Source organism: Mycobacterium saskatchewanense (assembly GCF_010729105.1).
Classification (GTDB): domain Bacteria; phylum Actinomycetota; class Actinomycetes; order Mycobacteriales; family Mycobacteriaceae; genus Mycobacterium; species Mycobacterium saskatchewanense.
Map to the genome: position 1 here is coordinate 4,623,534 of NZ_AP022573.1, position 23,497 is coordinate 4,647,030.

The window sequence follows — 23,497 nt, forward strand, 5'->3', positions numbered from 1 at the left end:
CGTCGAATGAGCACGGCCAGGTCCGACGGCGACAGCTGGGAGATCACCGAGAGCGTCGGGGCGACGGCGCTCGGGGTGGCCGCCGCACGGGCGGCGGAAACCCGCAGCGAGAACCCGTTGATCAAGGATCCGTTCGCGCAGGTCTTCCTCGACGCCGTCGGCGACGGGGTGTGGAACTGGTACTCCGCGGCCCAGCTGTCCCCGGAGGTCCTCGAGGCGGAGCCGCAGCTGCCGCTGCAGAGGCGGGCGATGGTCGGCTACATGGCTTCGCGCACCGCGTTTTTCGACCAGTTCTTCCTTGACGCCACGCATGCGGGCATCCGGCAGGTGGTGATCCTCGCGGCCGGCCTGGACTCGCGGGCGTGGCGGTTGGCGTGGCCGGACGGCATCACGGTGTACGAGCTGGACCAGCCGAGGGTGCTGGACTTCAAGCAGTCGACGCTGGCCGAGCATGGCGCGCGGCCGGCCTGTGACCGGGTCGCCGTCGCGGTGGACCTGCGCCACGACTGGCCGGAGGCGTTGCGGCAGGCCGGTTTCGACGCCTCGGCGCCGAGTGCCTGGTCCGCCGAGGGCCTGATGCCGTACCTGCCGGCGGCCGCTCAGGATCTGCTGTTCGACCGTGTTCACGGGCTCGCCGCGGTGGGTAGCCGGGTGGCCGTGGAGGCGTTGGGCCCGAAGTTTCTCGACCCCGAGTTTCGTGCGAGGCGACGCGAGCGGATGGACCGCATCCGCGAGTTGATGGCCAAGGTGGACCCGCAGCGCCAGGTGCCCCGCACCGAAGAGCTGTGGTACTTCGAGGAGCGCGAGGACGTCGGTGACTGGTTCCGTCGCCACGGCTGGAACGTGACCGTCACGCCCGCCGACGAGCTGATGGCGGGGTATGGCCGCCAGGCGGCCCAAGAGGTCGAGGACGCCGTCCCCGGCAACCTTTTCGTGGCCGCGCAGCGGGCCTGACGCCTATTGGGCGCTAGCTCCCGGTCCTTCTTGCCGAGCGTCCCCCTCGCCGCGCCCGGCGTGCGTACGCCATCGCCGGTAGCCGCGCCGGGCGGCGACGGCGCCCACGACGGCGCTGATGCACCACACCGCTATCGCCGAATATGCCAGCCACGAGGAGCGATTCGCGATCGATGCGCCGAGCGCGGTGTAGGCGAAGGCCCGGGGCACGGAGCCGATGAACGATCCGAGGGCCATCTGCCACAACGGAACTCCGAACGCCCCGAAGGCGTAGGAGGCCAGCGCATCGGAGATCCCGGGAACGAAGCGCTGACCCACGACCGCCCACAGTCCGCGGCGCTCGATCAGCGCATCGATCCGGTCGGCGCGCATGGGCCCCAATAGCACCCGGGCGCTGTTCGCTCCGGCCCGGCGCCCGACGACGCTCGCGACGATCGCGGTGCCCACCGTCGCCCCCAGCGTCACGAAGATCCCGAGCAGGGGCCCGAAGAGGAGCCCGCTGCCCGCCGCCAGTATCGAACCCGGCACAAACAAGGCGCCCAGCGCTGCCGACGCCACCACGTAGGTCAGCGGTGCCGCGGACCCCGTCGCGGAGACGATCCGCCGCACCTCGTCGACGTCGACGACCCGCGCCACCGCGACCAGATAGAACATCGCGAGCAAAAACACCCCGAACACGGCGAGGCGCAGGATGTGGGGCCACCGGGACGCCGGGGCCGACTCGGTGCCGTCGGTCGTGGTGATCCGCTTCTTCGCTACCGCCATAGCCGTGCTGTGAGAACCGTTCTCAGCGCTTCATCATTCGTGTGACGATAGGCCTGGCCAGCGGCGCGGGAATGAACCGCGACGATCCCAGCGTGAGCTGTACCCGCGGGCCTCCGGGCACCACGGACGCGCGCCCGCGGTCGGCGGCCTTCAACGCGTCGGCGACTACACGTTCGGCGGAGACCTGCGTGAACGTCGGTAACCGGTCGATCACGTGAACCGCGTCGTTCGTCGCCTGGAATTCCGTTGGGACCGGACCGGGGCAAACCGCGGTGACCGTCACCCCGTTACCGGCGACCTCGGCGTGTACCGCCTCGGACAGCCACAGCACGTACGCTTTGGCCGCGGCGTAGCCGGCGCCGTACGGCGCCGGCTGAAACCCCGACACCGACGACATGTTGATGATCGCGCCGCGCCCTCGCTCGACCATGCCCGGCAGGTAGCGCAGCATCAGATCGGCAACGGCCTCGACATCGACGCGCAGCACCTGCAATTCCTCGTCGCGACCGTTGGCGCCGAACTTCGTGTAGATGCCGAGACCGGCGCTGTTCACCAGCACAGCAACGTGCGCGCCCAGCTCTTCGATCCGCGCGGCGAGCCGGTCTCGGTCCTGCGGAACCGCGAGATCGGCGCCTACGGCGACAGCGTGCGTGTCACCGCCCAGCTCCGAGCACAGCTCTTTCAACCGGTCCTCCCGGCGGGCGGTGACGACCACGCGGTGGCCGCGGGCCACAAGTTGCCGGGCGAATTCTTTACCGATGCCTGAGGACGCGCCCGTAACAAGGGCGACGGACCCGGTGGATGGCGGTGGGAGTGTCATGTACGGCGAGCCTATGCGGAGCCACCAACGCGTTCAAATGCCGTGCCCTGCAGGCGCAGCCGCAGACCACTGGCCCGCACGGCCCGACGCTCGATCGCGGCCCGTATCGAGACCTCCGAACCGACCACCCGGACCTTGGCCTTCGCTCGCGTCACCGCCGTGTAGAACAGCTCACGCGTGAGCAGCCGCGAATCCTCCGGCGGCAGCAGGACGGTCACCTCGTCCGCCTGGCTGCCCTGGCTCTTGTGGATCGTCATGGCGTGCATCGTCTCGACGTCGCCGAGGCGGCTCGTCGCGAAGTCCAGCGGCCCACCGGCGCCGGCGATAACGGCTCGCAGGCCGTCCGGGCCGGCCACCGTTACGCCGTTGTCGCCGTTGTAGATTCGCAGCCCGTAGTCGTTCGCGGTCACCAGCAGCGGCCGCCCGGCATACCACTCCGCCCACGCCGGCTGGCCCGTCTCGTCGGCCATCCATCTCTGCACTTGTGCGTTCCAGTGCGCCACGCCGAACGGCCCCCGCCGGTGCGCGCACAACAGCCGGTGCTCGTCGAGCGCCGCCAGCGCGACAGCGGTGGCGCCCAGCACGGCCGCCTCCCGCAGCCGCAAGGCATGCGACAGCAGGATTGGGCGCAGTCGCGGCGACGGGTCCTCGCCCTCCCCGAACTCGACATACTCGATGTGCTCGTCGCCGGATCGCAGCAGCGCCAGCGCCCCATCTTGATCGCCAACGCGGATCGCATCGGCCAGCGCGCCGATCGACTCGCCGAATCGGTGCGAGGTGCGCAGCGCCGCCACCCGCACGTCGGCCCGCACCGACAGGCCGTCCACCAGGTCGGCCAGCACCGCGCCCGCTTCCACCGACGCCAACTGGTCGGCGTCGCCGGCCAGCACCAGCCGCGCGTCCGGACGCACCGCCTCCAGGAGGCGCGCCATCATGGTCAGCGACACCATGGAGGTCTCGTCGACCACGATCACGTCGTGCGGCAACCGATTCGCGCGGTCGTGCCGAAAACGCGTCGATGATCCCGGCCTGGAACCGAGTAGCCGGTGCAGCGTCACCGCCTGCAGTCGCCCCAGCCGCTCGCGGTCGGCCTGGGCAAGCGCCGAAACCTCCTGCGCCACCGCCTCCTGCAGGCGGGCAGCCGCCTTGCCCGTCGGTGCGGCCAGCGCAATCCGCGGCCGGGCCGACGCCGACGACTCAGCCTGCTCGGCGACCAACGCCAACAGCCGCGCGACCGTCGTCGTCTTCCCGGTGCCGGGGCCGCCGGTGAGCACAGTGATCCGCTGTGACAGGGCGATCTCAGCCGCCTCGCGTTGCTCTTCGAACCCGGCAGGAAAAAGCCGCTCGGCAGCGGGCAACTCGACGACTGGGCCGGGCGCGAGCAACGCCACCACGTCGTCGCGCACCTGGGTCTCCTCCAGCCAGTACCGGTCGAGGTAGAGCAGGCGGTCGTCATAGAGACGCAGCACCGGCGGATCACCGAGCAACGCGCTGCGCCGCACCGCCGCCAGCCACGCCGCGTCACCGGGCCAGGGCAGTTCCGCGGCGCCGACGGTCCCGGCGACCGTCGACAGGTCGACGCACACCGACCCGCCCCGCAGCGCGCGCACCACCAACGCCGTCGCCAGCGCCACCCGCTCGTCGGGTTCCTTCCCGAGCGCGCACACACGCTGGGCCACCAGGACGTCCGAGAGGTCCAGCACGCCAGCCTCGTTGAACACCTTCAGCAGGCCGGTCACGGTGACGGCCACTTCCACCTCGGCGACCGTCACGCCACCCGCCTCCCCTCGTCGAGGAGGTCGGAGAGCGCCACCACCAGAGTCGAGGGCGGATTCCAGCCGAACACCCCGGCCGGATGCCCGTCGTACACGGGTGTCTCGGCGCCGCACATGCCCCGCAGGAACAGATACAGCACCCCGCCCAAGTGCCGCGCCGGGTCGTACCCGGCGACCCGCCACCGCAGAAACCTGTGCAGGACAACGGTGTACAACAGCGCCTGCAGGGGATAGTCGGAGTGCAGCATCGCGTCTGACAACCGGGCGTGGCTGTACTCGGCGGCGGTGTCGCCCAGGTGGTTGGTCTTGTAATCCGCGACGAGATAGCGCTCGCCGGGGAGTCGCAGCACCACGTCGATCGACCCGGACAGATACCCGCGCAGGGGCTGGCCACCGAGGCTGGCGGACCTGAGCCGATCAGCGTAGGACGCCAGCGGATCCCCGGCGGGCAGGTGCGCCGCCAGCAGTTCGCCGATGTCTGACACGGACACCTCCGGCGTGGCCCCGCGCAGATCGCCCCGGGCCAAGGGGATTTCGAAGTCCATCTCGCGCATCCGATCCCGCACCCCGATGCGCCGCAGCGTCACGCCGGCCGCCAGCGGGCCGAGCGGAGTGTCGTGCATCGGCACCAACGCGGCGGCTAACTCGGCGGCGTCCGCGTCGACCGGCCACCACGCGAATTGGCGGCGCACCTCCCGCTCCAGCTCGGCCGGCAGGTCCGCCGCGCCGGGGTCGGCGGCCTCGAGCACCGCGTGCACCAGTGAACCGAACGTCGCACCGGCGGGCATGGCCGCGAGCGAGGACGCGAGATCCCGACCGGAAGCCGGTGCGGTGACGACGACCGCCTCCGCCTCGTCGTCGCGGACGCCGGCCTCCGGTTCGCTGGTCACGCCCGCCGTGGGATAGTCCCTCGCCTCCTCTGCGACCCGGACCAGCGCCGAATACGAGGTCCGCCGCCAGCCGGTGTCGATGGCCCGGTGGAAGTGGCGCACCGCCAAGGCGCCGGTCGGCGCGGGCCTTTCCGCCCGGGCGGGGGAGCCGATCACCGATTCCTCCACCGACGGCCCGCCGGCGGCCTCCCACCGCTGGAACAACGCCCAGGCGTCCTCGTCGGAGATGCGCGGCGCGCACCGGTCCGGCACCTCGGCCTCGCCCGGGCCGCGTCCGCGCATCAGCCGCGAAAGCCCGCCACTGACTTCGTCTTTCGTTGGCGCCCACCACGCCACCACCTGGCAGCGCGCCCGGGTCAGCGCGACGTAGGTCAGCCGGATGTTGTCGCGGGCGGCCTCCAGGCGGTTCAGCTCCTCGACCCCCTGCCGCTCCAGTTGGTCCGCCTTGCCGCCGATGTACAGGCAACGGGCGTCGGTCGCGTCGTGGTAGAGCACGATGTCGTCGCTGCGGACGTGGCGGTTGAACGCGAACGGCAGGTAGACGACGGGGAACTGCAGGCCCTTGGCGACGAAGACGGTCATGATCTGCACCGCGGCGGCGTCGCTGTCGAGGCGGCGGTTGCGTTCGGCCACGCCGGCGCGGGTGTCGCACTGATGCCGCAGCCAGTCGCGCATCGCCGGCAGGCCGAGGCGTTCGCGGTGCCCGGTCTCGTGGAGCAGCTGCGCGATGTGGGCGAGGTCGGTCATGTGCCGCTCCCCGCCGCGCTGACCGAGCACCCGCCGGCCCATGCCGGCGACCTGGGCCGCCTCGAACACCGCCGCCACGCCACGCAGCCGCGCATGGTTGACCCACTCCCGCAGCGTGCCCGCAACGCGGTCGGTCAGCGCGTCGCCCTCGGCCGCAAGGGTTTCCGCGGTCTCGCCGAAGAACATCGTGCAGGCGGCGGCCCGCACCAGCCCACTGCGCTGCGGCGCGTCGAAGGCCTCCAGCAGGCACAGCCAATCCTTGGCGGCCGCCGAATCGAAGACGTCCGTGTCGCCCGTGTAGACCGCCGGGATGCCGGCGGCGGCCAGCGCATCGCGGCACGCCCGCGCGTCCCTGTGCTGCTCGACGATCACGGCGATGTCGCCCGCCGCGACGCGGCGCCCCTCGTAGGTCGCCGCGCTGGCCAGCAGTTCCGCGATGTCCGCGGCGAGGTCGCCCGGAATGTGTTGGCGCACCGCGTCGATCGGGACGTTGTCGGTACCCGCGAACCCCACGGCGTGCCGCCTGACGACCCGCAGCCGAAACGGCGCGTTGCGCGGCGCGCCGGACAGGCGGTGCCCGGCGTGGTGCGCCTCGACCTCGCGGACGACGATCGACGGGTGACCCAGGGTCGCGCCGCGCAGCACCGTCTGCAGACGGTCGACGAGCGCCTTGTCGCTGCGCCAGTTGACCGTCAGCGTAAAACGGGCGTCGGCGGTTTGGGCGGCCTTGAGGTAGGTGTGGATGTCGCCACCCCGGAACCCATAGATGGCCTGCTTCGGGTCGCCGATCAGGATCAGTGTCGACCGGCCGCTGAACGCGCGTTCGAGCACCTGCCACTGGATGGGGTCGGTGTCCTGGAACTCGTCGACCAAAACGAGACGCCAGCGTCCCCGCATCCGTTCGCGGGCCGGCGAATCCGGGGATTCGAGGGCTTCGGCCAGCCGCGTGAGCAGGTCGTCATAGCTGAGGATGCGCAGCCGCCGCTTGCGGCGGTCGAGCTCCGCGAGCACCCGGTTGGCGAACCGTAGCCGCACGCCGGGTTCACCGTCCGGATCCGGCTCGGCGGGACGCAACTTCGCGCATGGATCGCCGACGACGGCCTTGGCGAGGGCGAGGGCCTGCGGGTAGCTCAGCACCGGATCATCTTCCTGGCCGCCGAAGTCCGCCAGGTACAGATCGTCGACGATCTCGGTGACCAAACCGTCCAGGTCTTCCTCGAGAATGCCGCCTGTGGCGGTGTCACCGGCCACGCCAAGGGATTTCAACACAGAGCCGCAGAACTCGTGGGTGGTGGCGATGGTGGCCGCGTCGAAGTTCGCCAACGCGTCGCGCAGCCGCCGGCCGGCCAGCGCGCGGTCCTCGTCGCTACCGCGCGCCAGGTGCCGCAACAGGTCACTGTCGGCGGGCGCGCGGCCCTCGAGCACCGACAGCGCCGCGGAGATCTGGTCGCGCACGCGTTCGCGGAGCTCGCGGCTGGCGGCGCGGTTGAACGTGATCAGCAGCATCTGCTCGAGCGCCGCGCCGGTCTCGGCCAGGTAGCGGGTGACGAGCCCGGCGAGCGCGAACGTCTTACCGGTGCCGGCGCTGGCCTCCAGCACGGTGGTGGAGCCCTCCTTGGGTAGCGGCCCGGTCAGGTCGAAGGGATCCATCACACGCTCCCCTCGGCGGCCAGCAGCGGCAGCCACAGGCGGGCGGCGAGCGCACCCAACCGGGTGTTCTCCCCGGGCATCTCCTCGCCCGGCCGCGGCCCGTCGAGCAGCAGGCGGTCCATCCCGCTGTTGGCACCCCAGACCCGGGCGTGCGCGCGCTCGTCGTTCTCACCGTTGTGAAACCGGGTGGACTCCCACTTCGCGCGTGCGGCCGCGTAGGGGTGGTCGCCGTCGCGGCGCGCCTCGGCCCAGGCGCATGACGTCTTCAGCGGCAGCGGTAGGGGCTCGCGCCTGCCCGCATCGTAGAGTGCCACCAGGTCCCGCGCGACCGCCACGGGCTCCGGCGGGGGCGCGAAGAGTCTCAAACTAATCCGGTTTCGGCTATTTCCGCGGCCGATGCACAGCGCCGTCCAGTCGCGGCCGGGATGCTGCGCCGCGAGCGCAACCAGCCCGACCCAGGCCGCGAGCACGTGCTTGGGTGCGAGCCTGGAATACGTCACTGAGACCGTCCGCCCGCCGAACACCGGGGTGACCGTCCCAGTGAGAAAGCGCCCGCCGCCGAGGTCGACGCCGACGTCGTGCGCCGCGGGGCTGCCCGTCCGGTGACGCAGCGCGATCGCCGCGAGGTCACGCGCCCGGTCGCGGATCTCCTTGGCCTTGCGCACGCCGAGCCGCCCGGGCGGCAGCGTTCCGCGCCGCCACTCGGCGTGCGCGGCGACGTCGGGGTGCATGCCGCGCAGCATGTCGCGCAGCATGCGGTCGCCGACCGTCCACTCTTGCAGCGCGTCGATCTCGACGGGCATCGCGTCCTCGATGACGTCGACGTCCCAGGGCAACGTGCAGTCGAGCGCGCGGAAGAAACCCTTCACCGGGTCCTTGAAGAAGTCGACCAGGTCGGCCACCGCGACATCGTCGGCGGCCGGAGCCGGTAGCGGACCCGAGATGAAAGGTCTTGGCGTGCGGCGCTTTCCAGCGGCAGCCGTGGCGGCGGCCAGCGCTGTTGGGTCGAACGTGAACGGCCCGCCGGGTACCAGCCGTCCGGGTTCGACGTTCTTGATGTCGAACGGCTGCAGCGGATGCCTGACGACGATGCGGTCTCGCACCGGCGTCTCGGTGGTCTGATCCAGGGCGTCGAGCAGCTCCGCGAGCGGCACCGCCGGCGGATACGGGTGGCCGGTGTGCTCGTCGTTGCCCGTGTAGGTGATCACCAGGGTCTCGGTGGCCGCGCACACCGCGTCGAGCAGCAATTGCCGGTCCTCCGAGCGGATGTCGCGCTCGCCGGTCATCGGGTCCCGTGCGAGCGCGTCGTCGCCGTCGGGGACGTCGAGCCGAGGAAACACCTTGTCGTCGAGCCCCACGAGGCAGACCACCCGGTGCGGTACCGAGCGCATCGGCACCATGGTGCACACCGTCAGGGTGCCGGTGCGGAAGTTGGCCCGGGTCGGGCGCCCCGCGAGACGCGTCGACAGCAGGGCCTGGATGTCCGGCAGTCGCAGGGCTGTGCCGGCGCGGTGTCCCGCCTGGCACACGACGTCGGCGAATTCCGAGCGTAGCTGCGCCTCGTGCCAGGCGTCAGAGGACCGGGTGAGCAGGGTCACGCCTTCGGTCAGTTTGTCCAGCCAGTCTGCCAACGTCCTTGTGCCGACTAGGCTTTCGCCGACGCGGTGCAGCCTGTCGACGTACTCGGCCAGCCGGCCGGCCAGTTCCACCTTGTCGCTGCCGACGTTGTCGAGCGGCAGGGCGGTGTCCAGCCACGCCCGTGAATCATCGGACATCGCGACGCCGGTGAGGATGCGGTCCAACCCGAAGCGCCAGGTGTTGTGCAGGACGTGGTCCAGTCCGTACGGCGCCCGGTGCGACTTGTCGAACCCCCACCGGATGTTCGCCTCCCGGACCCACTCGGTGATCTGGTCGAGGTCGTCGTCGCTGAACCCGAAGCGGGCCCGCACGGGCGCCGCCTGCGCGAGGTTGAGCACCTGCGTGGCGGTGGCCCGGCTGCCCGCGAGGTCCAGCAGCCCGGCCGCCACCCCGAGCAGGGGATTGGTCTGGGACAGGGAGCGGTCGGCCAGCCGGACCCGCAGTTGGTGCGCGGGGTGTCCGGCGCCGGCGGTCTCCCCGAGGCCGAAGCCGGCGAGGATCAGCGGCGCGTAGGACTCGATGTCCGGGCACATCACCACGATGTCGCGGGGCTCCAGGGTCGGGTCGTCCTCCAGCAGGCCCAGCAGGACTTCGCGCAGCACGTCGATCTGCCGGGCGGCGCCGTGGCAGCTGTGCACCTGCACCGACCGGTCGCCGGCGGCAAGTGGACGGCCCGCGGGCCTGACCGCGTTCGCCGCGACGTCCGACTGTAGCCAGCCCAGCAGGGTCGCGGGATGTGTTGCGCGGTTTGAGAAGCCGAGGCATTCGTCGGTGGCGGGGGCGGCGGGCAGCGCCCGTTGCAGTTCGCGCAGGTCGCGGCCGAGGGTCCGCAGCAGCGGATGGCGCGCCGCATGCCGGCTCGCGTCGTCGGCGCGCGGCACCACCCCGTGGGTGTCGGCGAGCGCACGCCACAGGTGGTCGCTGGGGTGGGGCAGCCACAGGTGCACGTCGTGGTGGGCCGACAGCGCGTCGAGCAGCTCCACGTCGGTGCGCGCCAGCCGGGTGTGCCCGAACAGCGACAGCCGCGCGGGCAGGTCGGCGGGGCCCTCGCGCAGGCGGGCCAGCGTCTTTCGATGGCGGAGGTGCGGGGGATCGGCGGGGACGGTCGCCGCGACGGCCCGCCAGAGCTCCGGCTGCCAGGACAGGTCCGGGTCCACGCCGCCCGCGTTCCCGTCCGACCAGTCGGCCAGCAGTTCGGGACGTTGGCGGGCGTACGACGCGAACAGACCGGCGAGCTGGCGCGCCACCGAATACCGTCGGCCGCGGCGCAATTCCGCCTCGAACCCGGTGTCGAAGTGACCCAAATGTGTTGCGAGTGTGCGGCACCACGGTTGGTCCAGCGAGCAGTCGACGACCTCCAGCAGCGGCCACGCCAGCCCGTCGGGCGACCAGGGATCGTCGCCCGCCCCGGTGTTCCCGGTGATCTCGGCGATCAGGGCGCCCGGACTGCGAAACGCCACCCCGGCGCACACCCCGTCGGCCGCGCCGCTCGCCGTTCCGCGCCCGAGCACGTGCGAGAGTCGCTGGCTCAGCCAGCGTTCCACGCCGCGCGCCGGCACCAGCACCAGTTCCCCCGCGAACGGGTCGGGCGGCGGGTCGGACAACAACGCGCCGAGGCCATCGGCCAGCAGATCGGTCCGTTCGGCACGGTGGATATGAAAGGCCATCGCGGTGCCACGATAGACCGGGACACCGACAGACGGCAGCCATCTTCCGCGCCGACACGCATAAGCTCGAGCGCGAACGATGAAGGGAGGACGAGATGGAAGCCTGGGACGCGATCTGTGCCCGGCGCAACGTGCGCGAATACAAGCCGGACCCGATCTCCAAAGCCGACCTGGACCGCATCGCCGAGGCAGGGTGGCGGGCGCCGTCGGCGAAAAACCGCCAGCCGTGGGATTTCGTGATCGTCACGGATCCGGCTCAGCTGCGGGAACTGTCCACGGTGTGGCAGGGCGCCGGTCATATAGCCGGCGCCGCCGCGGCGATCGCGATCGCGGTGCCCGTCCCGCCCGACGAACGCAGGGTGATCACCGACAACTACGACGTCGGCCAGGCCACGATGGCGATGATGATCGCGGCCACCGACCTCGGGATCGGGACGGGCCATTCGTCGGTCGGGGACCAGGACAAAGCCCGCGCCATACTCGGTGTGCCCGGTGACCACCTGGTGGCCTTCCTGCTCGGCCTCGGGTATCCGGCCGACCGTCCGCTCACGCCGATCCGCAAGCCGAGTCGGCGGCCCTTCTCGGAGGTCGTCCACCACGGACGGTGGTGACGGGACGCCCTGGGGGCTGGCGACTTAAGGCCCTGCTACCGTTCGCCCGGCTGTGCCAGGGTGAGGGCATGGTCGGCGTCGCGGATGCCATTGGGTGGGCGGGCAGGCACATCGCGGAGCGGGTGCCCAAGGCGGACTTGGATCAGCGCGACCCGGACTTCATCCGTGATCAGCTGCCCGGCACCTGGCTGCTGGCCTCGCTGTATTTCCGGGCCGACGTCCGTGGGCTCGACCGCATCCCGCCGCACGGACCGGTGCTGCTGGTCGGCAACCACAGTGGCGGCAACGTGCCGCCCGACACGTTCGTCTTCACCCTGGCGTTCTGTTCGTACTTCGGTGTCGAGCGCCCCTTCTACCAGCTCGCGCACAACCTGGTCACGCTCTACCCCCCGCTGCGCTGGCTGCGCAAGTTCGGCACCGTGGCGGCCAGCCCCGAAAATGCCCGCCTCGCACTGGAATACGGCGCCGCGGTGCTGGTGTACCCCGGTGGGGACTACGAGGTGTTCCGCCCCTCCTGGCAGCGCCACGTCGTCGACTTCGGCGGCCGGATGGGCTTCGTGCGGTTGGCCCGCGAGACCGGTGTGCCGATCGTGCCGGTCGCCAGCGTCGGCGGTCAGGAAACGGCGCTGTTCCTCGGGCGCGCGCAGTGGCTGGCCAAGCTGCTGCTGCTGGACAAGTTGTTCCGGCTCAAGAGCGTGCCCGTCTCGCTTGCCTTGCCCTGGGGGCTGGACGTCGGTGATCTGCTGGGGCACATCCCGCTGCCCGCCAAGATCGTCATCGAGGTGCAGGAACCGATCCGGGTGGACGACCCGGACACGCCCGACCAGGCGCTGTACGACGCGGTGATCGCCAGCCTGCAGGCCGGGGTCGACCGGCTCGCCGCCGAACGCCGCTTCCCGGTAATCGGCTGATGCGCGTCGAGCGCCGGATCGTCGTCGACGCCGATCGCGACGCCGTGTGGAAGGTGCTCGGCGACCCGGATCGCTACCCGTCGTTCCTGGCCCACCTGGTGCATTGGGAGACGTTGACCGACGGCCGGGCCCGGGTGGGCGCCCGCTACTCCGTGTTGTGGAAGATCGGCTCGATCCCGGTGGGCGGCGTCGCCGAGGTGGTGGAGTTCCATGCCGCGCGCGACCTGGCCTGGATCAACATCACCGGCGTGACGCAGCGCGGGCGGTTTCGGCTGCGCGACGCGGGGCCGGGCCGGACGGCCGTGACGTTCCGGCTCGCCTACAGCTCGGAAGGCGGCCTCCTGGGCCTCGTCGCCGACCGCGTGGCTGCCTTCTGGGTAGGCCGCTCGCTCGACGAGAGCCTGCAGAACCTTCGGCGCTTGGTCGAACCCGAGTCGCGTGGCCGCGCCAAGTGACGGGCCGCCGTGCACATGTCACACTTGTCGCGAGGAGGCGATGGGAACGCGGTGGCCTGGGTGCGCTGAACCCGGCCACCGCGTTCATTTTCGGTCACAGCCCGAACTCGGCCTCGATCCCGTCGATCCCGGCGCGGATTCCCTTGAGCGCGTCCGCGCGGGCGCGCAATTTGGTTGCGGCGTGGGCGCGTTGGTTCAGGCCGGCGAATTCGCGAGCGGCCTCCTCGGCCCGGCTGACCACGATCTCCGGCGGCACGATCTCGTCGACGAAGCCTGCGGCGAGGGCGGTTTCGCCGAAGAAGGTCTTTGCCAGTCCCGCGGCCTGCTGGTAAGCCGACCGGGTCAGCCGCAGTTTCATGATCTCCAGGGCGGCATATGGGATGGTCATGCCGATCGCGACCTCGTTGGCCTGGATGTTGTACGCGTGGGCCGCCACCCGGTGGTCTCCCGACGACAACAAGAACGCGCCCATCGCGATGGCATGGCCGGTGCAGGCCATCACCACGGGCTTGGGGTAGGACAGCAGCCGATACGCCAACTCGAAGCCGCCCCTGAGCATGTCGATCGCCGGCTTCACCTCGCCGGACGTGAGGATCTTCAGGTCGAACCCGCCGCTGAACACCCGCTCGTTGCCCGTGATCACCAGCGCGCCGACGTTATCTGCGTCCGCCCGGTCGATCGCCTCGTTCAGCGCCTGTTGCATGGTGGGGCCCAGCGCGTTGACCTTGCTGTCGTCCATTCGCAGGACGGCGATCGAGTCCTTGTGGGTATAGAAGACCGGGCCGCTCATGAGTCGCTCCTTGCGGTCAGACGTGCTGGCTGTGGTGCTTTCCCAGATCATTGTCGGCGGTTCCCCAGCGCAGGCTGACATCGGTGGGTGCGTCGACCTGCCTGGCGCGCCACCGGTCCTGGGTTTCCTTGACCGCGCCGTTGATCCGCTCGATCTCGCTGCGGAACACCTCGGGACGGGTCTCCTTGCTCGCGTAGTGGAAGTACGTCAGCAGGCCGCGCAGCAACTCCAGCTTCTGCTTCTCCCGCTTCGCGAGGTCATGGGTCGTCATCAGGTCGATCCGCTGCACGGGCGGCAGCTCATCCCAGTCCAGCACCACTTTCGTTTCCAGGGGGGACCGCTCGCGCCGCCAGAACCGCCAACCGCGCGGCCGGTGGGGCCGGTCGTAGTAGGTCAACGTTCCGGTGAAGCGCGACTCGATGCCGCTGCCGATCTCAGCGCGGTCGAGGGCCGAGTCCCAGACCATGCGCCATTCCTGGCCGGGCGCCAGCACCGGCAACTCGCGGGGGAGCTGCAGCTCGACGATATCGGCGTAGCCGTCGGTGGCATTTTCGTATTCGGCCACCGTCGGCGGATTGGAAAAGGCGAATTGAATGTCGTAGGCCGCGGTCCGGCCGAAATTGCGGACCACGAGTTCGATGACGTGCCAGTCCGCGGGATGCGGTTCCATAAGCATCGCCACATGGGGGCGCGCCTGCTCCGCGGTCAGTCCTCGGTGGCGGTTGAGCTGCCGGTTCGTGAAAACCAGCGCGATGATGCCGAGCGCGATCGCCGCCCAGGCCGCCCACGCCAACCAGGTGCTGGATCCGACATTGGTGACTCCGTGCCAGCTGTCCTGGATCCACCCCATGGAATCCACCCTCCGCTTATATCACAGTTGCAATGGGCCGGAAATTCTTGCAAATAGTGCGCAGATTCTTTGCCGCCAATACCTTGCGGGCGGGGGTCAGCCGCCCATCAGCATTCGCCACTGGTCCAGATTTGCGGCCCGGTACACGTAGTTGGAGCGCTTGACCTCCGACAGGGATGCGCTGGGCGCGTCGGAGTACCAGTGCCCCGGAAACACCGTCGGATCGCCGGGCAGCGTGGCAAGCCGCTGCAGGCTGCGGTACATCTCGTCGGAGTCACCCCCGGGAAAGTCGGTGCGCCCGCAGCCGTCCAGAAATAGCGTGTCGCCGGCGACCAGGCGGCCGTCCAGCAGGAAACACTGGCTGCCCGGGGTGTGCCCCGGGGTGTGCAGCAGCTCGATCTCGATGTCGCCGACATTGACCTTGTCGTGGCCCTCGTGCGTGGTGAGGTCGCCGAGCCCGATCCCGGTGACGCGCGAAACCCACAGCGCCTCATGCGTGTTGACGTGCACCGGGACGGGCGCCCGTTCCAGCAGCTCCGCCAGGCCTTTCAGTTGGAAGCCCATCATCGAGCCCCCCACGTGATCGGGGTGGTGATGGGTCACCAGAACCCCGGACAGGTGCATGCCGTCGGTCTCGAGATGGTCGAGCAAGTCTCCGGCGGCGTACGCCGGGTCCACCACCACGCAGTCGCCGGTCTGCCGGTCACCGATCAGATAAGCGAAGTTGCGCATCTGCGCCGCAACCATGTCGCCGGGGGCGAAGTCGCGGCCCGAGAGCAGCTGTCGAAAGTAGAGCCGGTCCTGTGACACGTGACCAGACTAGGACCTGTCGCGACCACGACAAACTTTGCCGGAGGCGGCCGGCAACCTGCGATTAGCCGTTTTCGGAGTGGGTATTGTTGGCGCATGAAGAAGAGGGTCGAGGTTGAGATCGACACCGACTTGGTCGAAGAGGCGATACGTCGGTTCCATCTGGCTGACATGCGTGAGGCCGTTCACCTCGCGTTGCGGACCCTGCTGGGCGAGGCCGGCGCGGAGACCGAACCTGACGACGAATACGACCAGTTCAGCGATCTCAGCGCCTGGGAACCCCGCCGTGGCGGCGAGGGCCGGTGACATAAACCTCGCCGGCCCGTCCCCCACGCCGGGCGGGGCAGGTGGTTTGGTGCCGCTGCGAGGCAGGTTGTACCCTCTTTTAGGCCCGCGGCGAGCGCCGATTCGGGTGAACGGCCCCCTTAGCTCAGTCGGTAGAGCGTTTCCATGGTAAGGAAAAGGTCAACGGTTCGATTCCGTTAGGGGGCTCGGCGGGCGCCGAGCAGGCGTGGCGGCCTGACCCCAAAAGGGGTGGCCAGAGGCGATGTAGCTCAGTCGGTTAGAGCGAACGACTCATAATCGTTAGGTCGCCGGTTCGAGTCCGGCCATCGCTACAACACAACAACGCGATTTCTATAGAGAGATTCGAGAGAGACCGATATGGCTTCCAGTACCGATGTGCGGCCCAAGATCACCTTGGCGTGTGAGGTGTGCAAACACCGCAACTACATCACCAAGAAGAACCGCCGCAACGACCCGGACCGGCTGGAGCTGAAGAAGTTCTGCCCGAACTGTGGCAAGCACCAGGCCCACCGCGAGACCCGATAGTCACCCACGCGCAAATTACTGAGATCGACTAGGTAGGTTCTAGACCGTGGGGCTGGCCGCAGACATCGTCGGGTTGCACTACCGCTATCCCGACCATTATGAGGTGGAGCGCGAGAAGGTTCGGGAGCACTCGGAAGCCGTGCAACACACGGACGCCTGCCATTTCGACGAGAAGGCGGCCGCCGAACTCGGCTATTCCGGGCTGGTGGCCCCGCTGACGTTCATCTGCGTGTTCGGTTACAAGGCCCAGTCGGCGTTCTTCGAGCACGCGGGCATCGCGGTCACCGACCAGCAGATCGTCCAGGTCGACCAGGTGCTCAAATTCATGAAGCCGATCGTGGCGGGTGACAAGCTGTATTGCGACGTCTGGGTGGACTCGATGCGTGAGTCGCACGGCACCCAGATCATCGTGACCAAGAACATCATCACCAACGACGCCGGTGAGACTGTCCAGGAGACCTACACGACCCTGGCTGGCCGCGCCGGTGAGGGTGGAGAAGAGGGATTTGCCAATGCCATTGCGTGAGTTCAATTCGGTGAAGGTGGGAGACCTTCTTCCGGAGAAGACCTACCCGCTGACGCGTGGGGACCTGGTGAACTACGCCGGGGTCTCGGGCGACCTGAACCCGATCCACTGGGACGACGAGATCGCCAAGGTCGTCGGGCTCGACACCGCCATCGCTCACGGCATGCTGACCATGGGCATCGGCGGCGGCTACGTCACCTCGTGGGTCGGTGACCCCGGCGCGGTCACCGAGTACAACGTGCGCTTCACCGCCGTGGTCCCCGTGCCCAACGACGGCAAGGGTGCCGAGCTCGTCTTCAACGGCCGTGTGAAGTCGGTCGACCCGGAGACCAAGTCGGTCACCATCGCCCTCACCGCGACCACGGGCGGCAAGAAGATCTTCGGCCGGGCCATCGCGTCGGCGAAGCTGGCGTAGCTTATGGCTCTGAAAACAGACATCCGCGGGATGGTCTGGCGCTACCCGGACTACTTCGTGGTGGGCCGCGAGGAGCTTCGCAGGTTCGCGCAGTCGATCAAGTGCGACCACCCGGCTTTCTACGAGGAAGAGGCGGCCGCCGAGCTCGGCTACGACGCGATCGTGGCGCCGATGACCTTCGTGACCATCCTCGCCAAACTCGTCCAGCTGGACTTCTTCCGGAACGTCGACGTCGGCATGGAGACCATGCAGATCGTCCAGGTCGACCAGCAATTCCTGTTCCACAGGCCGGTGCTGGCCGGTGACAAGCTATGGGCGCGAATGGACATCTACTCGGTGACCGAGCGCTTCGGTGCCGACATCGTCGTCACCAAGAACGTCTGCCACAACGACGAGGGCGAGCTCGTGCTGGAGGCCTACACCACCCTGATGGGCCAGCGGGGCGACGGCTCCGCCCGGCTCAAATGGGACAAAGAGTCCGGCCAGGTCGTCAGAACTTCGTAACCGGCATCGGAGTCCTGGGCCTCCGAAAAATCTAGTACACTCGAACCTCGGGGTTTTCCCAACATCAGCGCGCTGTCCGTCGGTTCGCGATCACCGACCGGGGGCGCGCGTGTCATGTAAGCCCCGATAGGTAAGCGCAGGTTGGCCTGCCAACCGCGAAGGGGCGTAGCTCAACTGGCAGAGCAGCGGTCTCCAAAACCGCAGGTTGCAGGTTCAAGTCCTGTCGCCCCTGCTGAAGGCCTGGTTAACGGCCGGGTCGTGTCATGGTGGACACTGGAAAGGGTGACCCACCGCGATGGGACGGCTCGCGGACACTAGCAAACAAAGGAGCATGCGGTGAGCGACGAAGGCAACGCTGCCAACGACGCCGCACGCGACAGCGGCGACAGCGACGAGGGCCGCGCCGGCGGCGGTCGAACGGCCGTGGTGACAGAGCCGGCGGCGCGGCCACAGCGCCCGACGGGCAAGCGGTCCCGGCAGCGCGTCGCCGACGCCGATCACGACGCCGCCGCGGCCCCCTCCGGCGAGGCCGAGGCCGCCAAGGAGGACAACGGGAAGAAGGGCGCGAAGGCCAAGACGGGCAAGAAGCCCGCGAAAGCCAGGAAACCCGGGGAGCGTCCCGCCAACCCCTTCGTGTTCGTCTTCAACTACCTCAAGCAGGTCGTTGCGGAGATGCGGAAGGTCATCTGGCCGAACCGCAAGCAGATGTTCACATACACCTCCGTAGTGCTGGCGTTTCTGGCCTTCATGGTGGCGGTGGTCGGCCTGGCGGACTTCGGCCTGACCAAGCTCGTGCTGCTGGTGTTCGGCTGAGCGTCGACAGTGATAGAGAGGACTTACAACCGTGACTACCTTCGACGGTGACACGTCAGCGGGTGAAGCGGTCGATCTGAAAGAGACCGACGAGGCTCCCGACACCGCGGCCCAGGCCGAGCCGGCCGAGGATGTCGACCCGGCCGCCGCGCTCAAGGCGGAGCTGCGCAGCAAGCCCGGCAACTGGTACGTCATCCACTCCTACGCGGGCTACGAGAACAAGGTGAAAGCCAATCTCGAGACCCGCGTGCAGAACCTCGACGTCGGCGACTACATCTTCCAGGTGGAGGTCCCGACCGAAGAGGTCACCGAGATCAAGAACGGCCAGCGCAAGCAGGTCAACCGCAAGGTGCTGCCCGGCTACATCCTGGTCCGCATGGACCTCACCGACGACTCGTGGGCCGCGGTGCGCAACACGCCCGGCGTAACCGGGTTCGTCGGCGCGACGTCGCGGCCGTCCGCGCTCAAGCTCGACGACGTGGTGAAGTTCCTGCTGCCGCGCGGTGCGGCGAAGAAGGCCGCGAAGGGTGCGGCGAGCACCGCCGCCGCCACCGAGGCGGGTGGCCTCGAGCGCCCGGCCGTCGAGGTCGACTACGAAGTCGGCGAATCGGTGACGGTGATGGACGGGCCGTTCGCCACGCTGCCGGCGACGATCAACGAGGTCAACGCCGAGCAGCAAAAGCTCAAGGTGCTGGTGTCGATCTTCGGCCGTGAAACGCCCGTCGAGCTGACGTTCGGCCAGGTCTCGAAGATTTAGTTCGGCATTCAGACACAGACTCGGCATTCAGACACAGACTAGGAAGGAACACCCAACCCATGGCCCCGAGGAAGAAAGTCACCGGGCTGATCAAGCTGCAGATCGTGGCGGGACAGGCCAATCCGGCGCCGCCGGTCGGCCCCGCGCTCGGCCAGCACGGCGTCAACATCATGGAGTTCTGCAAGGCCTACAACGCCGCCACGGAGAACCAGCGCGGGCAGGTCATCCCGGTGGAGATCACGGTCTACGAGGACCGCAGCTTCACGTTCGCGCTGAAGACACCGCCCGCCGCCAAGCTGCTGCTGAAGGCCGCCGGTGTGAGCAAGGGCTCGGCGGAGCCGCACAAGACCAAGGTCGCCAAGGTGACCTGGGACCAGGTGCGCGAGATCGCCGAGACCAAGAAGACCGACCTGAACGCCAACGACATCGACGCGGCCGCCAAGATCATCGCCGGGACCGCTCGGTCGATGGGCATCACGGTCGAGTAGCACCCAGACGTGGGAGGGTCAGCTTCGGCCCGTTCGCAACCACAACCAACCACGAGATTGGATCGAAGATGAGCAAGAACAGCAAGGCATACCGCGCCGCCGCCGAGAAGGTGGACCGCGACCACCTCTACACCCCGCTGGAAGCGGCCAAGCTGGCCAAGGAGACGTCGTCGGCCAAGCAGGACGCGACCGTCGAGGTGGCTATCCGGCTCGGCGTCGACCCGCGCAAGGCGGACCAGATGGTCCGCGGCACGGTCAACCTGCCGCACGGCACCGGCAAGACCGCCCGGGTCGCGGTGTTCGCCGTGGGCGACAAGGCCGAGCAGGCCCAGGCCGCCGGCGCCGACATCGTGGGTAGCGACGACCTGATCGAGAAGATTCAGGGCGGGTTCCTGGACTTCGACGCGGCGATCGCGACGCCCGACCAGATGGCCAAGGTCGGTCGGATCGCCCGGATCCTGGGTCCCCGCGGCCTGATGCCCAACCCCAAGACCGGCACCGTGACGCCCGACGTCGCCAAGGCCGTCGCCGACATCAAGGGCGGCAAGATCAACTTCCGCGTGGACAAGCAGGCCAACCTGCACTTCGTCATCGGCAAGGCGTCCTTCGACGAGAAGAGCCTGGCAGAGAACTACGGCGCCGCCCTCGACGAGGTGTTGCGGCTCAAGCCGTCGGCGTCGAAGGGCCGGTACCTGAAGAAGATCACCGTGTCGACGACGACGGGGCCGGGCATCCCGGTCGATCCGGCCGTCACCCGCAACTTCGTCGAGGCCTGATATTGGAAGCCGAGCGTCGACTTGTGGTGCGGGTCGGCGAGTAGTCGTCGCAACAAGTCGACGCTCGGCGGAAAAAGTCAGGCGGTAACTATCCGGCGCACTCCGCGATGCGGCGCCGCAGGAAGGCGCGGCTTGGCTCTGAGCCGTTGCCGTCCAGCGCTTTTCGATACCACGTGAGGGCCTCGACGGGCCGTCCGCCCCGGCGGAGCAGGTCGGCGCGAACCGTCGCGACCAGCGAAGAGCGAGCCAGCCGAGGATCGCCCGCCACCTCGTCCAGGGCGGCAAGACCGGCGTCGGGGCCGTCGCGGAACCCGACGGCGAGCGCGCGGTTGGCGCGCACGACGGGGGAGCCGGTCATCCCTACGAGTCGGTCGTAGGCCGCGCAAATGGTCACCCAGTCGGTTTGCTCCCAGGACGGCGCCGTCGCGTGCAGTGCGGCGATCACCGCCTGCGGCAGATAAGGGCCCCTCGACCCCTCCGCCAGTCGCAACCGGTCGAGCCCGCGGGCGATGCGGGCGCGGTCCCACCGGCGGCGATCCTGCTCCTCGAGCGGAACCAGCATCCCCGCGTCACCCACCCGGGTGGCCCGCCGCGAGTCGTGCAGCAGCATCAGGGCGGCCAGGGCGTGCGCCTCGAGTTCGTTCGGCATGAGCGCGCACAGCTCGCCGGCCAGCCGGACCCCTTCGTCGCACAGCTCGTCGCGGATCGCCGACGGGCCGGCGGTCGACCAGTACCCCTCGGTGAAGACGGAGTAGACGCAGCCCAGCACGTGCGGGGTGCGCTCGGACAACAGCTCGGCGGGCGGCACCCGCAGCGGGATATTGGCATGCCGGACCTTGTTCTTGGCCCGGGTGATCCGCTGCCCGACGGCGGCCTCACTCTGCAACAGCGCACGGGCGATCTCGGGAACCGTCAACCCCGACACCAGCCGGAGCGTGAGCGCGAGCTGCGATTGCCGGTCCAGCGCCGGGTGCGCGCAGGTGAACATCATTCGCAGCTCGTCGTCGCGCACCGGATGCGGTTCGGTGCTGTCCGTACGCGCCCGGATCTCGTCGACCACCGCCGCCAATTCCTTTCCGGGACGCATGGATTCGCGGCGCAGCCGATCCCGGGCGCGGTTGCGGGCGACGGTCACCAACCACCCGCCCGGACTCTGCGGCGGCCCGTCGCGCGGCCAGCTGAGCAGCGCCTCGGCGCAGGCCTCCTGGACGGCGTCCTCCGCGACGGTCAGGTCGCCGGACCACCGCGCGAGCGCGGCCACGGCCGGTCCCCATTCCCGCCGGAAGACGCCGTCCAGGTCGGTCATTCGGGCAATTAGAGTCCCGAGACCCCGGCCAGGTGGCGCAGTTCCACGGCCGAGGCGGGGATCATCGACGCGATCTTGACGGCCCCGTCGCGGTCGGCGGCGGACAGGATGTAGAAGCCGTTGGCCACCTCGGCGCCCTCCGCGTAGGGCCCGTCCGTGACCAGGACCTCGCCGTCGCGCACGCGCACGGTGGTGGCGGTCGACCGGTCGTGCAAAGCCGCGCCGCCCACGACGTGATCGCCCGCGGCCGCGGCGAACTCCGCGTGCCGGGCAGCGAGGGCGTCCCACTCGGGCGTCCCCGGTGTGTGCGCGGACTCGGGCGGTTCGAGCAACAGCGCGAGCCAGTCGTTGCCATTAGGCCGGCGGGCCGGTTCGAAGGGATGCACCGTCGGCCGCACGTCGACCGCCCCGTATTGCGCGACCGGGACCCCGCGGGCCAGGGTCAGCGCCTCGTCGAGGTTCTCGGCCTCAAAAACGTAGTAACCGCACGCGACCTCGGCACCCTCGGCGAACGGCCCGTCGGTGATGACCGGCGCGTCGGGGCCCCCCGCGATGCGGACGCTCGTCGCGGCCGGCAGCAACGCATCGCCGGCCAGGATCGCCGGACCCGCCTTGGCGTGGAAGCCCTCGAAGGCTGCCATCATCTCGGCCCGCTCGTCGGGTGTGAGGTTGGGTTCCCTGCTGATCAACAAGGCAAAGTACTGCATGCGTCGTCACCTCCGGTAGTGAGCGAAACCTGAGTGTTCCACTCTCTACCTGATCGACGAACGGCGCAGCCCCGATCCGACAGCGCGGCGAAGAAATTACGCCCTAACTAGTTCGAGGCCCCCGGCTTGAGGTAGGTGACCAGGCGGACGTCGAGCATCTCGTCGGTGAAGTAATGCTCGCAGCCGCGCAGGTACTTCATGTAGCGGTTGTAAACCTCTTCGGAGGTGGTCTCGATGGCCTTGTCCCGGTTCGCCTCCAGGGCGTCGCCCCAGATGTGCAGCGTCTTGATGTAATGCGGCCGCAGGGAAAGGCTTTCGGGGACCACGAACCCGGCCTTCTCGCCGTGCTCGACCATCATCTCCGCGGACGGCAGACGGCCGCCGGGGAAGATCTCGGTGATGATGAACTTGATGAAGCGCGCCGTTTCGAAGCTCAGCTTCTTACCGCGGGCGGCCATGTCGAAGGGGTGGTAGCCGACGCTGCTCTGGATGGTCATCCGGCCGTCGTCGGGCATGATCTCGTAGCACCGCTTGAAAAAGTCGTCATAGTTCTCGTGCCCGAAGTGCTCGAAGGCCTCGATCGACACGATCCGGTCGACCGGGTCGTTGAAGTCCTCCCAGCCGTGCAGCCGGATGTCGTGCGAACGACTGGTGTCGAGCGCGCCGAGCACCTGCTCGCAGCGGGCGTGCTGATTCTTGGACAGCGTCAGGCCGATCACGTTGACGTCGAAGCGTTCGATGGCGCGTTTCATGGTGCTGCCCCAGCCGCAACCGATGTCCAGCAGCGTCATGCCCGGCTTGAGGTCGAGCTTGTCCAGGTTCAGGTCGATCTTGGCGTACTGCGCCTCCTCAAGCGTCATATCGTCGCGCTCGAAGTAGGCGCAGCTGTAGATCCGAGAAGGGTCCTGGAACAGGGCGAAGAACTCGTCGGAGACGTCGTAGTGCGCTTGGATGTCTTCGAAGCGCGTCCGCGTCTTCGTCGGGCCAGCCGGTTGATCAGCCATATTCGTCTTGTTCTCCTGGATGAAGCTCACCGCCGAA

General features: G+C 69.0%; 23 protein-coding genes, 3 tRNA genes and 1 pseudogene. 16 read left to right on the plus strand and 11 right to left on the minus strand.

Annotated features, from left to right (window positions below):
* The first annotated feature begins 6 nt into the window (after positions 1-6).
* Entirely contained in the window at positions 7-954 is a 948-nt protein-coding gene (locus G6N56_RS21790) for a class I SAM-dependent methyltransferase (protein WP_085258143.1), read from the plus strand.
* Positions 955-957: 3 nt separating this feature from the next.
* Here the strand turns inward: G6N56_RS21790 and G6N56_RS21795 are convergent, their stop codons facing one another.
* The 5 genes from G6N56_RS21795 to recC are packed head-to-tail and all read right to left on the minus strand — an operon-like array spanning position 958 to position 10,906.
* Entirely contained in the window at positions 958-1,719 is a 762-nt protein-coding gene (locus G6N56_RS21795) for a TVP38/TMEM64 family protein (protein WP_085258142.1), read from the minus strand.
* A gap of 22 nt (positions 1,720-1,741) precedes the next feature.
* The gene (locus tag G6N56_RS21800; protein WP_085258141.1) at positions 1,742-2,539 is read right to left on the minus strand and encodes an SDR family NAD(P)-dependent oxidoreductase; all 798 of its coding nucleotides are present in this window, start codon (positions 2,537-2,539) and stop codon (positions 1,742-1,744) included.
* Between the two features lie 11 nt (positions 2,540-2,550).
* On the minus strand, positions 2,551-4,311 hold the full coding sequence (gene recD / locus G6N56_RS21805) for an exodeoxyribonuclease V subunit alpha (RefSeq protein ID WP_085258140.1): 1,761 nt from the start codon (positions 4,309-4,311) through the stop codon (positions 2,551-2,553).
* Positions 4,308-7,601: an exodeoxyribonuclease V subunit beta gene (gene recB, locus G6N56_RS21810; protein WP_085258139.1), complete on the minus strand. Its 3,294-nt coding sequence runs from the start codon at positions 7,599-7,601 to the stop codon at positions 4,308-4,310. The genes recD and recB overlap by 4 nt, the downstream gene beginning before the upstream one ends.
* Positions 7,601-10,906, minus strand: coding sequence for an exodeoxyribonuclease V subunit gamma (gene recC / locus G6N56_RS21815; RefSeq protein ID WP_085258138.1), 3,306 nt, complete (start codon positions 10,904-10,906; stop codon positions 7,601-7,603). Before recC ends, recB begins: the two co-directional genes overlap by 1 nt.
* 95 nt (positions 10,907-11,001) lie before the next feature.
* Between recC and G6N56_RS21820 the strand changes: the two genes are divergently transcribed.
* The 3 genes from G6N56_RS21820 (at position 11,002) to G6N56_RS21830 (ending at position 12,883) form a co-directional block, all read left to right on the plus strand.
* Positions 11,002-11,517, plus strand: a complete 516-nt coding sequence (locus G6N56_RS21820) for a nitroreductase family protein (protein WP_085258137.1) — start codon at positions 11,002-11,004, stop codon at positions 11,515-11,517.
* 68 nt (positions 11,518-11,585) lie between these two features.
* Positions 11,586-12,428 carry a lysophospholipid acyltransferase family protein gene (locus G6N56_RS21825; protein ID WP_085258136.1) on the plus strand — a complete coding sequence of 281 codons (843 nt, stop codon included), beginning with the start codon at positions 11,586-11,588 and terminating at the stop codon, positions 12,426-12,428.
* Positions 12,428-12,883 carry an SRPBCC family protein gene (locus G6N56_RS21830; protein WP_085258135.1) on the plus strand — a complete coding sequence of 152 codons (456 nt, stop codon included), beginning with the start codon at positions 12,428-12,430 and terminating at the stop codon, positions 12,881-12,883. Before G6N56_RS21825 ends, G6N56_RS21830 begins: the two co-directional genes overlap by 1 nt.
* 94 nt (positions 12,884-12,977) lie before the next feature.
* Here G6N56_RS21830 and G6N56_RS21835 read toward each other — a convergent pair whose 3' ends face one another.
* The 3 genes and pseudogenes from G6N56_RS21835 to G6N56_RS21845 all read right to left on the minus strand — a co-directional run bounded on the left by G6N56_RS21835 (position 12,978) and on the right by G6N56_RS21845 (position 15,333).
* Entirely contained in the window at positions 12,978-13,673 is a 696-nt protein-coding gene (locus G6N56_RS21835) for a crotonase/enoyl-CoA hydratase family protein (protein WP_085258134.1), read from the minus strand.
* Positions 13,670-14,523: pseudogene (locus tag G6N56_RS21840) on the minus strand (hypothetical protein). Before G6N56_RS21840 ends, G6N56_RS21835 begins: the two are co-directional and overlap by 4 nt.
* A gap of 96 nt (positions 14,524-14,619) precedes the next feature.
* Complete coding sequence (locus G6N56_RS21845) at positions 14,620-15,333, minus strand: MBL fold metallo-hydrolase (protein ID WP_085258132.1); 714 nt, start codon at positions 15,331-15,333, stop codon at positions 14,620-14,622.
* 96 nt (positions 15,334-15,429) lie between these two features.
* Here G6N56_RS21845 and G6N56_RS21850 point away from each other — a divergent pair, with 96 nt between their 5' ends.
* From G6N56_RS21850 to rplA, 12 genes are all read left to right on the plus strand, one after another.
* Positions 15,430-15,639: a type II toxin-antitoxin system VapB family antitoxin gene (locus tag G6N56_RS21850; RefSeq protein ID WP_085258131.1), complete on the plus strand. Its 210-nt coding sequence runs from the start codon at positions 15,430-15,432 to the stop codon at positions 15,637-15,639.
* Between the two features lie 113 nt (positions 15,640-15,752).
* Positions 15,753-15,825 (plus strand) — tRNA-Thr (locus G6N56_RS21855).
* 51 nt (positions 15,826-15,876) lie between these two features.
* A tRNA-Met gene (locus G6N56_RS21860) sits at positions 15,877-15,950 on the plus strand.
* 46 nt (positions 15,951-15,996) lie between these two features.
* Positions 15,997-16,164, plus strand: coding sequence for a 50S ribosomal protein L33 (gene rpmG, locus G6N56_RS21865; protein ID WP_003898538.1), 168 nt, complete (start codon positions 15,997-15,999; stop codon positions 16,162-16,164).
* 46 nt (positions 16,165-16,210) lie between these two features.
* Positions 16,211-16,690 carry a (3R)-hydroxyacyl-ACP dehydratase subunit HadA gene (gene hadA / locus G6N56_RS21870; RefSeq protein WP_085258130.1) on the plus strand — a complete coding sequence of 160 codons (480 nt, stop codon included), beginning with the start codon at positions 16,211-16,213 and terminating at the stop codon, positions 16,688-16,690.
* Positions 16,677-17,105 carry a (3R)-hydroxyacyl-ACP dehydratase subunit HadB gene (gene hadB, locus G6N56_RS21875; RefSeq protein ID WP_085258129.1) on the plus strand — a complete coding sequence of 143 codons (429 nt, stop codon included), beginning with the start codon at positions 16,677-16,679 and terminating at the stop codon, positions 17,103-17,105. The genes hadA and hadB overlap by 14 nt, the downstream gene beginning before the upstream one ends.
* A gap of 3 nt (positions 17,106-17,108) precedes the next feature.
* The gene (hadC, locus tag G6N56_RS21880; RefSeq protein WP_085258128.1) at positions 17,109-17,609 is read left to right on the plus strand and encodes a (3R)-hydroxyacyl-ACP dehydratase subunit HadC; all 501 of its coding nucleotides are present in this window, start codon (positions 17,109-17,111) and stop codon (positions 17,607-17,609) included.
* Between the two features lie 159 nt (positions 17,610-17,768).
* Positions 17,769-17,841, plus strand: a tRNA-Trp gene (locus G6N56_RS21885).
* A gap of 104 nt (positions 17,842-17,945) precedes the next feature.
* Complete coding sequence (gene secE, locus G6N56_RS21890) at positions 17,946-18,422, plus strand: preprotein translocase subunit SecE (RefSeq protein ID WP_085258127.1); 477 nt, start codon at positions 17,946-17,948, stop codon at positions 18,420-18,422.
* Positions 18,423-18,453: 31 nt separating this feature from the next.
* Positions 18,454-19,179, plus strand: coding sequence for a transcription termination/antitermination protein NusG (gene nusG / locus G6N56_RS21895; protein ID WP_085258126.1), 726 nt, complete (start codon positions 18,454-18,456; stop codon positions 19,177-19,179).
* A gap of 59 nt (positions 19,180-19,238) precedes the next feature.
* Entirely contained in the window at positions 19,239-19,667 is a 429-nt protein-coding gene (gene rplK, locus G6N56_RS21900; RefSeq protein WP_085258125.1) for a 50S ribosomal protein L11, read from the plus strand.
* A 68-nt stretch (positions 19,668-19,735) separates the two neighbouring features.
* Entirely contained in the window at positions 19,736-20,443 is a 708-nt protein-coding gene (rplA, locus tag G6N56_RS21905; RefSeq protein WP_085258124.1) for a 50S ribosomal protein L1, read from the plus strand.
* An 88-nt stretch (positions 20,444-20,531) separates the two neighbouring features.
* Here rplA and G6N56_RS21910 read toward each other — a convergent pair whose 3' ends face one another.
* The 3 genes from G6N56_RS21910 to mmaA4 all read right to left on the minus strand — a co-directional run bounded on the left by G6N56_RS21910 (position 20,532) and on the right by mmaA4 (position 23,460).
* A complete protein-coding gene (locus tag G6N56_RS21910; RefSeq protein ID WP_085258123.1) occupies positions 20,532-21,749 on the minus strand; it encodes an RNA polymerase sigma factor in 1,218 nt (405 codons plus the stop codon).
* Positions 21,750-21,757: 8 nt separating this feature from the next.
* On the minus strand, positions 21,758-22,456 hold the full coding sequence (locus tag G6N56_RS21915; protein ID WP_085258122.1) for a YciI family protein: 699 nt from the start codon (positions 22,454-22,456) through the stop codon (positions 21,758-21,760).
* 107 nt (positions 22,457-22,563) lie between these two features.
* Positions 22,564-23,460 carry a hydroxymycolate synthase MmaA4 gene (gene mmaA4 / locus G6N56_RS21920; protein ID WP_085258164.1) on the minus strand — a complete coding sequence of 299 codons (897 nt, stop codon included), beginning with the start codon at positions 23,458-23,460 and terminating at the stop codon, positions 22,564-22,566.
* Positions 23,461-23,497 lie beyond the last annotated feature (37 nt).

Bases quoted from the DNA above. Each gene is read 5' to 3' on its own strand.
- G6N56_RS21790 (WP_085258143.1), top strand. From the start codon at position 7: ATGAGCACGGCCAGGTCCGACGGCGACAGCTGGGAGATCACCGAGAGC.
- G6N56_RS21795 (WP_085258142.1), bottom strand. From the start codon at position 1,719: ATGGCGGTAGCGAAGAAGCGGATCACCACGACCGACGGCACCGAGTCG.
- G6N56_RS21800 (WP_085258141.1), bottom strand. From the start codon at position 2,539: ATGACACTCCCACCGCCATCCACCGGGTCCGTCGCCCTTGTTACGGGC.
- recB (WP_085258139.1), bottom strand. From the start codon at position 7,601: ATGGATCCCTTCGACCTGACCGGGCCGCTACCCAAGGAGGGCTCCACC.
- recC (WP_085258138.1), bottom strand. From the start codon at position 10,906: ATGGCCTTTCATATCCACCGTGCCGAACGGACCGATCTGCTGGCCGAT.
- G6N56_RS21820 (WP_085258137.1), top strand. From the start codon at position 11,002: ATGGAAGCCTGGGACGCGATCTGTGCCCGGCGCAACGTGCGCGAATAC.
- G6N56_RS21825 (WP_085258136.1), top strand. From the start codon at position 11,586: ATGGTCGGCGTCGCGGATGCCATTGGGTGGGCGGGCAGGCACATCGCG.
- G6N56_RS21830 (WP_085258135.1), top strand. From the start codon at position 12,428: ATGCGCGTCGAGCGCCGGATCGTCGTCGACGCCGATCGCGACGCCGTG.
- G6N56_RS21835 (WP_085258134.1), bottom strand. From the start codon at position 13,673: ATGAGCGGCCCGGTCTTCTATACCCACAAGGACTCGATCGCCGTCCTG.
- G6N56_RS21850 (WP_085258131.1), top strand. From the start codon at position 15,430: ATGAAGAAGAGGGTCGAGGTTGAGATCGACACCGACTTGGTCGAAGAG.
- rpmG (WP_003898538.1), top strand. From the start codon at position 15,997: ATGGCTTCCAGTACCGATGTGCGGCCCAAGATCACCTTGGCGTGTGAG.
- hadB (WP_085258129.1), top strand. From the start codon at position 16,677: ATGCCATTGCGTGAGTTCAATTCGGTGAAGGTGGGAGACCTTCTTCCG.
- hadC (WP_085258128.1), top strand. From the start codon at position 17,109: ATGGCTCTGAAAACAGACATCCGCGGGATGGTCTGGCGCTACCCGGAC.
- rplK (WP_085258125.1), top strand. From the start codon at position 19,239: ATGGCCCCGAGGAAGAAAGTCACCGGGCTGATCAAGCTGCAGATCGTG.
- rplA (WP_085258124.1), top strand. From the start codon at position 19,736: ATGAGCAAGAACAGCAAGGCATACCGCGCCGCCGCCGAGAAGGTGGAC.
- G6N56_RS21910 (WP_085258123.1), bottom strand. From the start codon at position 21,749: ATGACCGACCTGGACGGCGTCTTCCGGCGGGAATGGGGACCGGCCGTG.
- G6N56_RS21915 (WP_085258122.1), bottom strand. From the start codon at position 22,456: ATGCAGTACTTTGCCTTGTTGATCAGCAGGGAACCCAACCTCACACCC.
- mmaA4 (WP_085258164.1), bottom strand. From the start codon at position 23,460: ATGGCTGATCAACCGGCTGGCCCGACGAAGACGCGGACGCGCTTCGAA.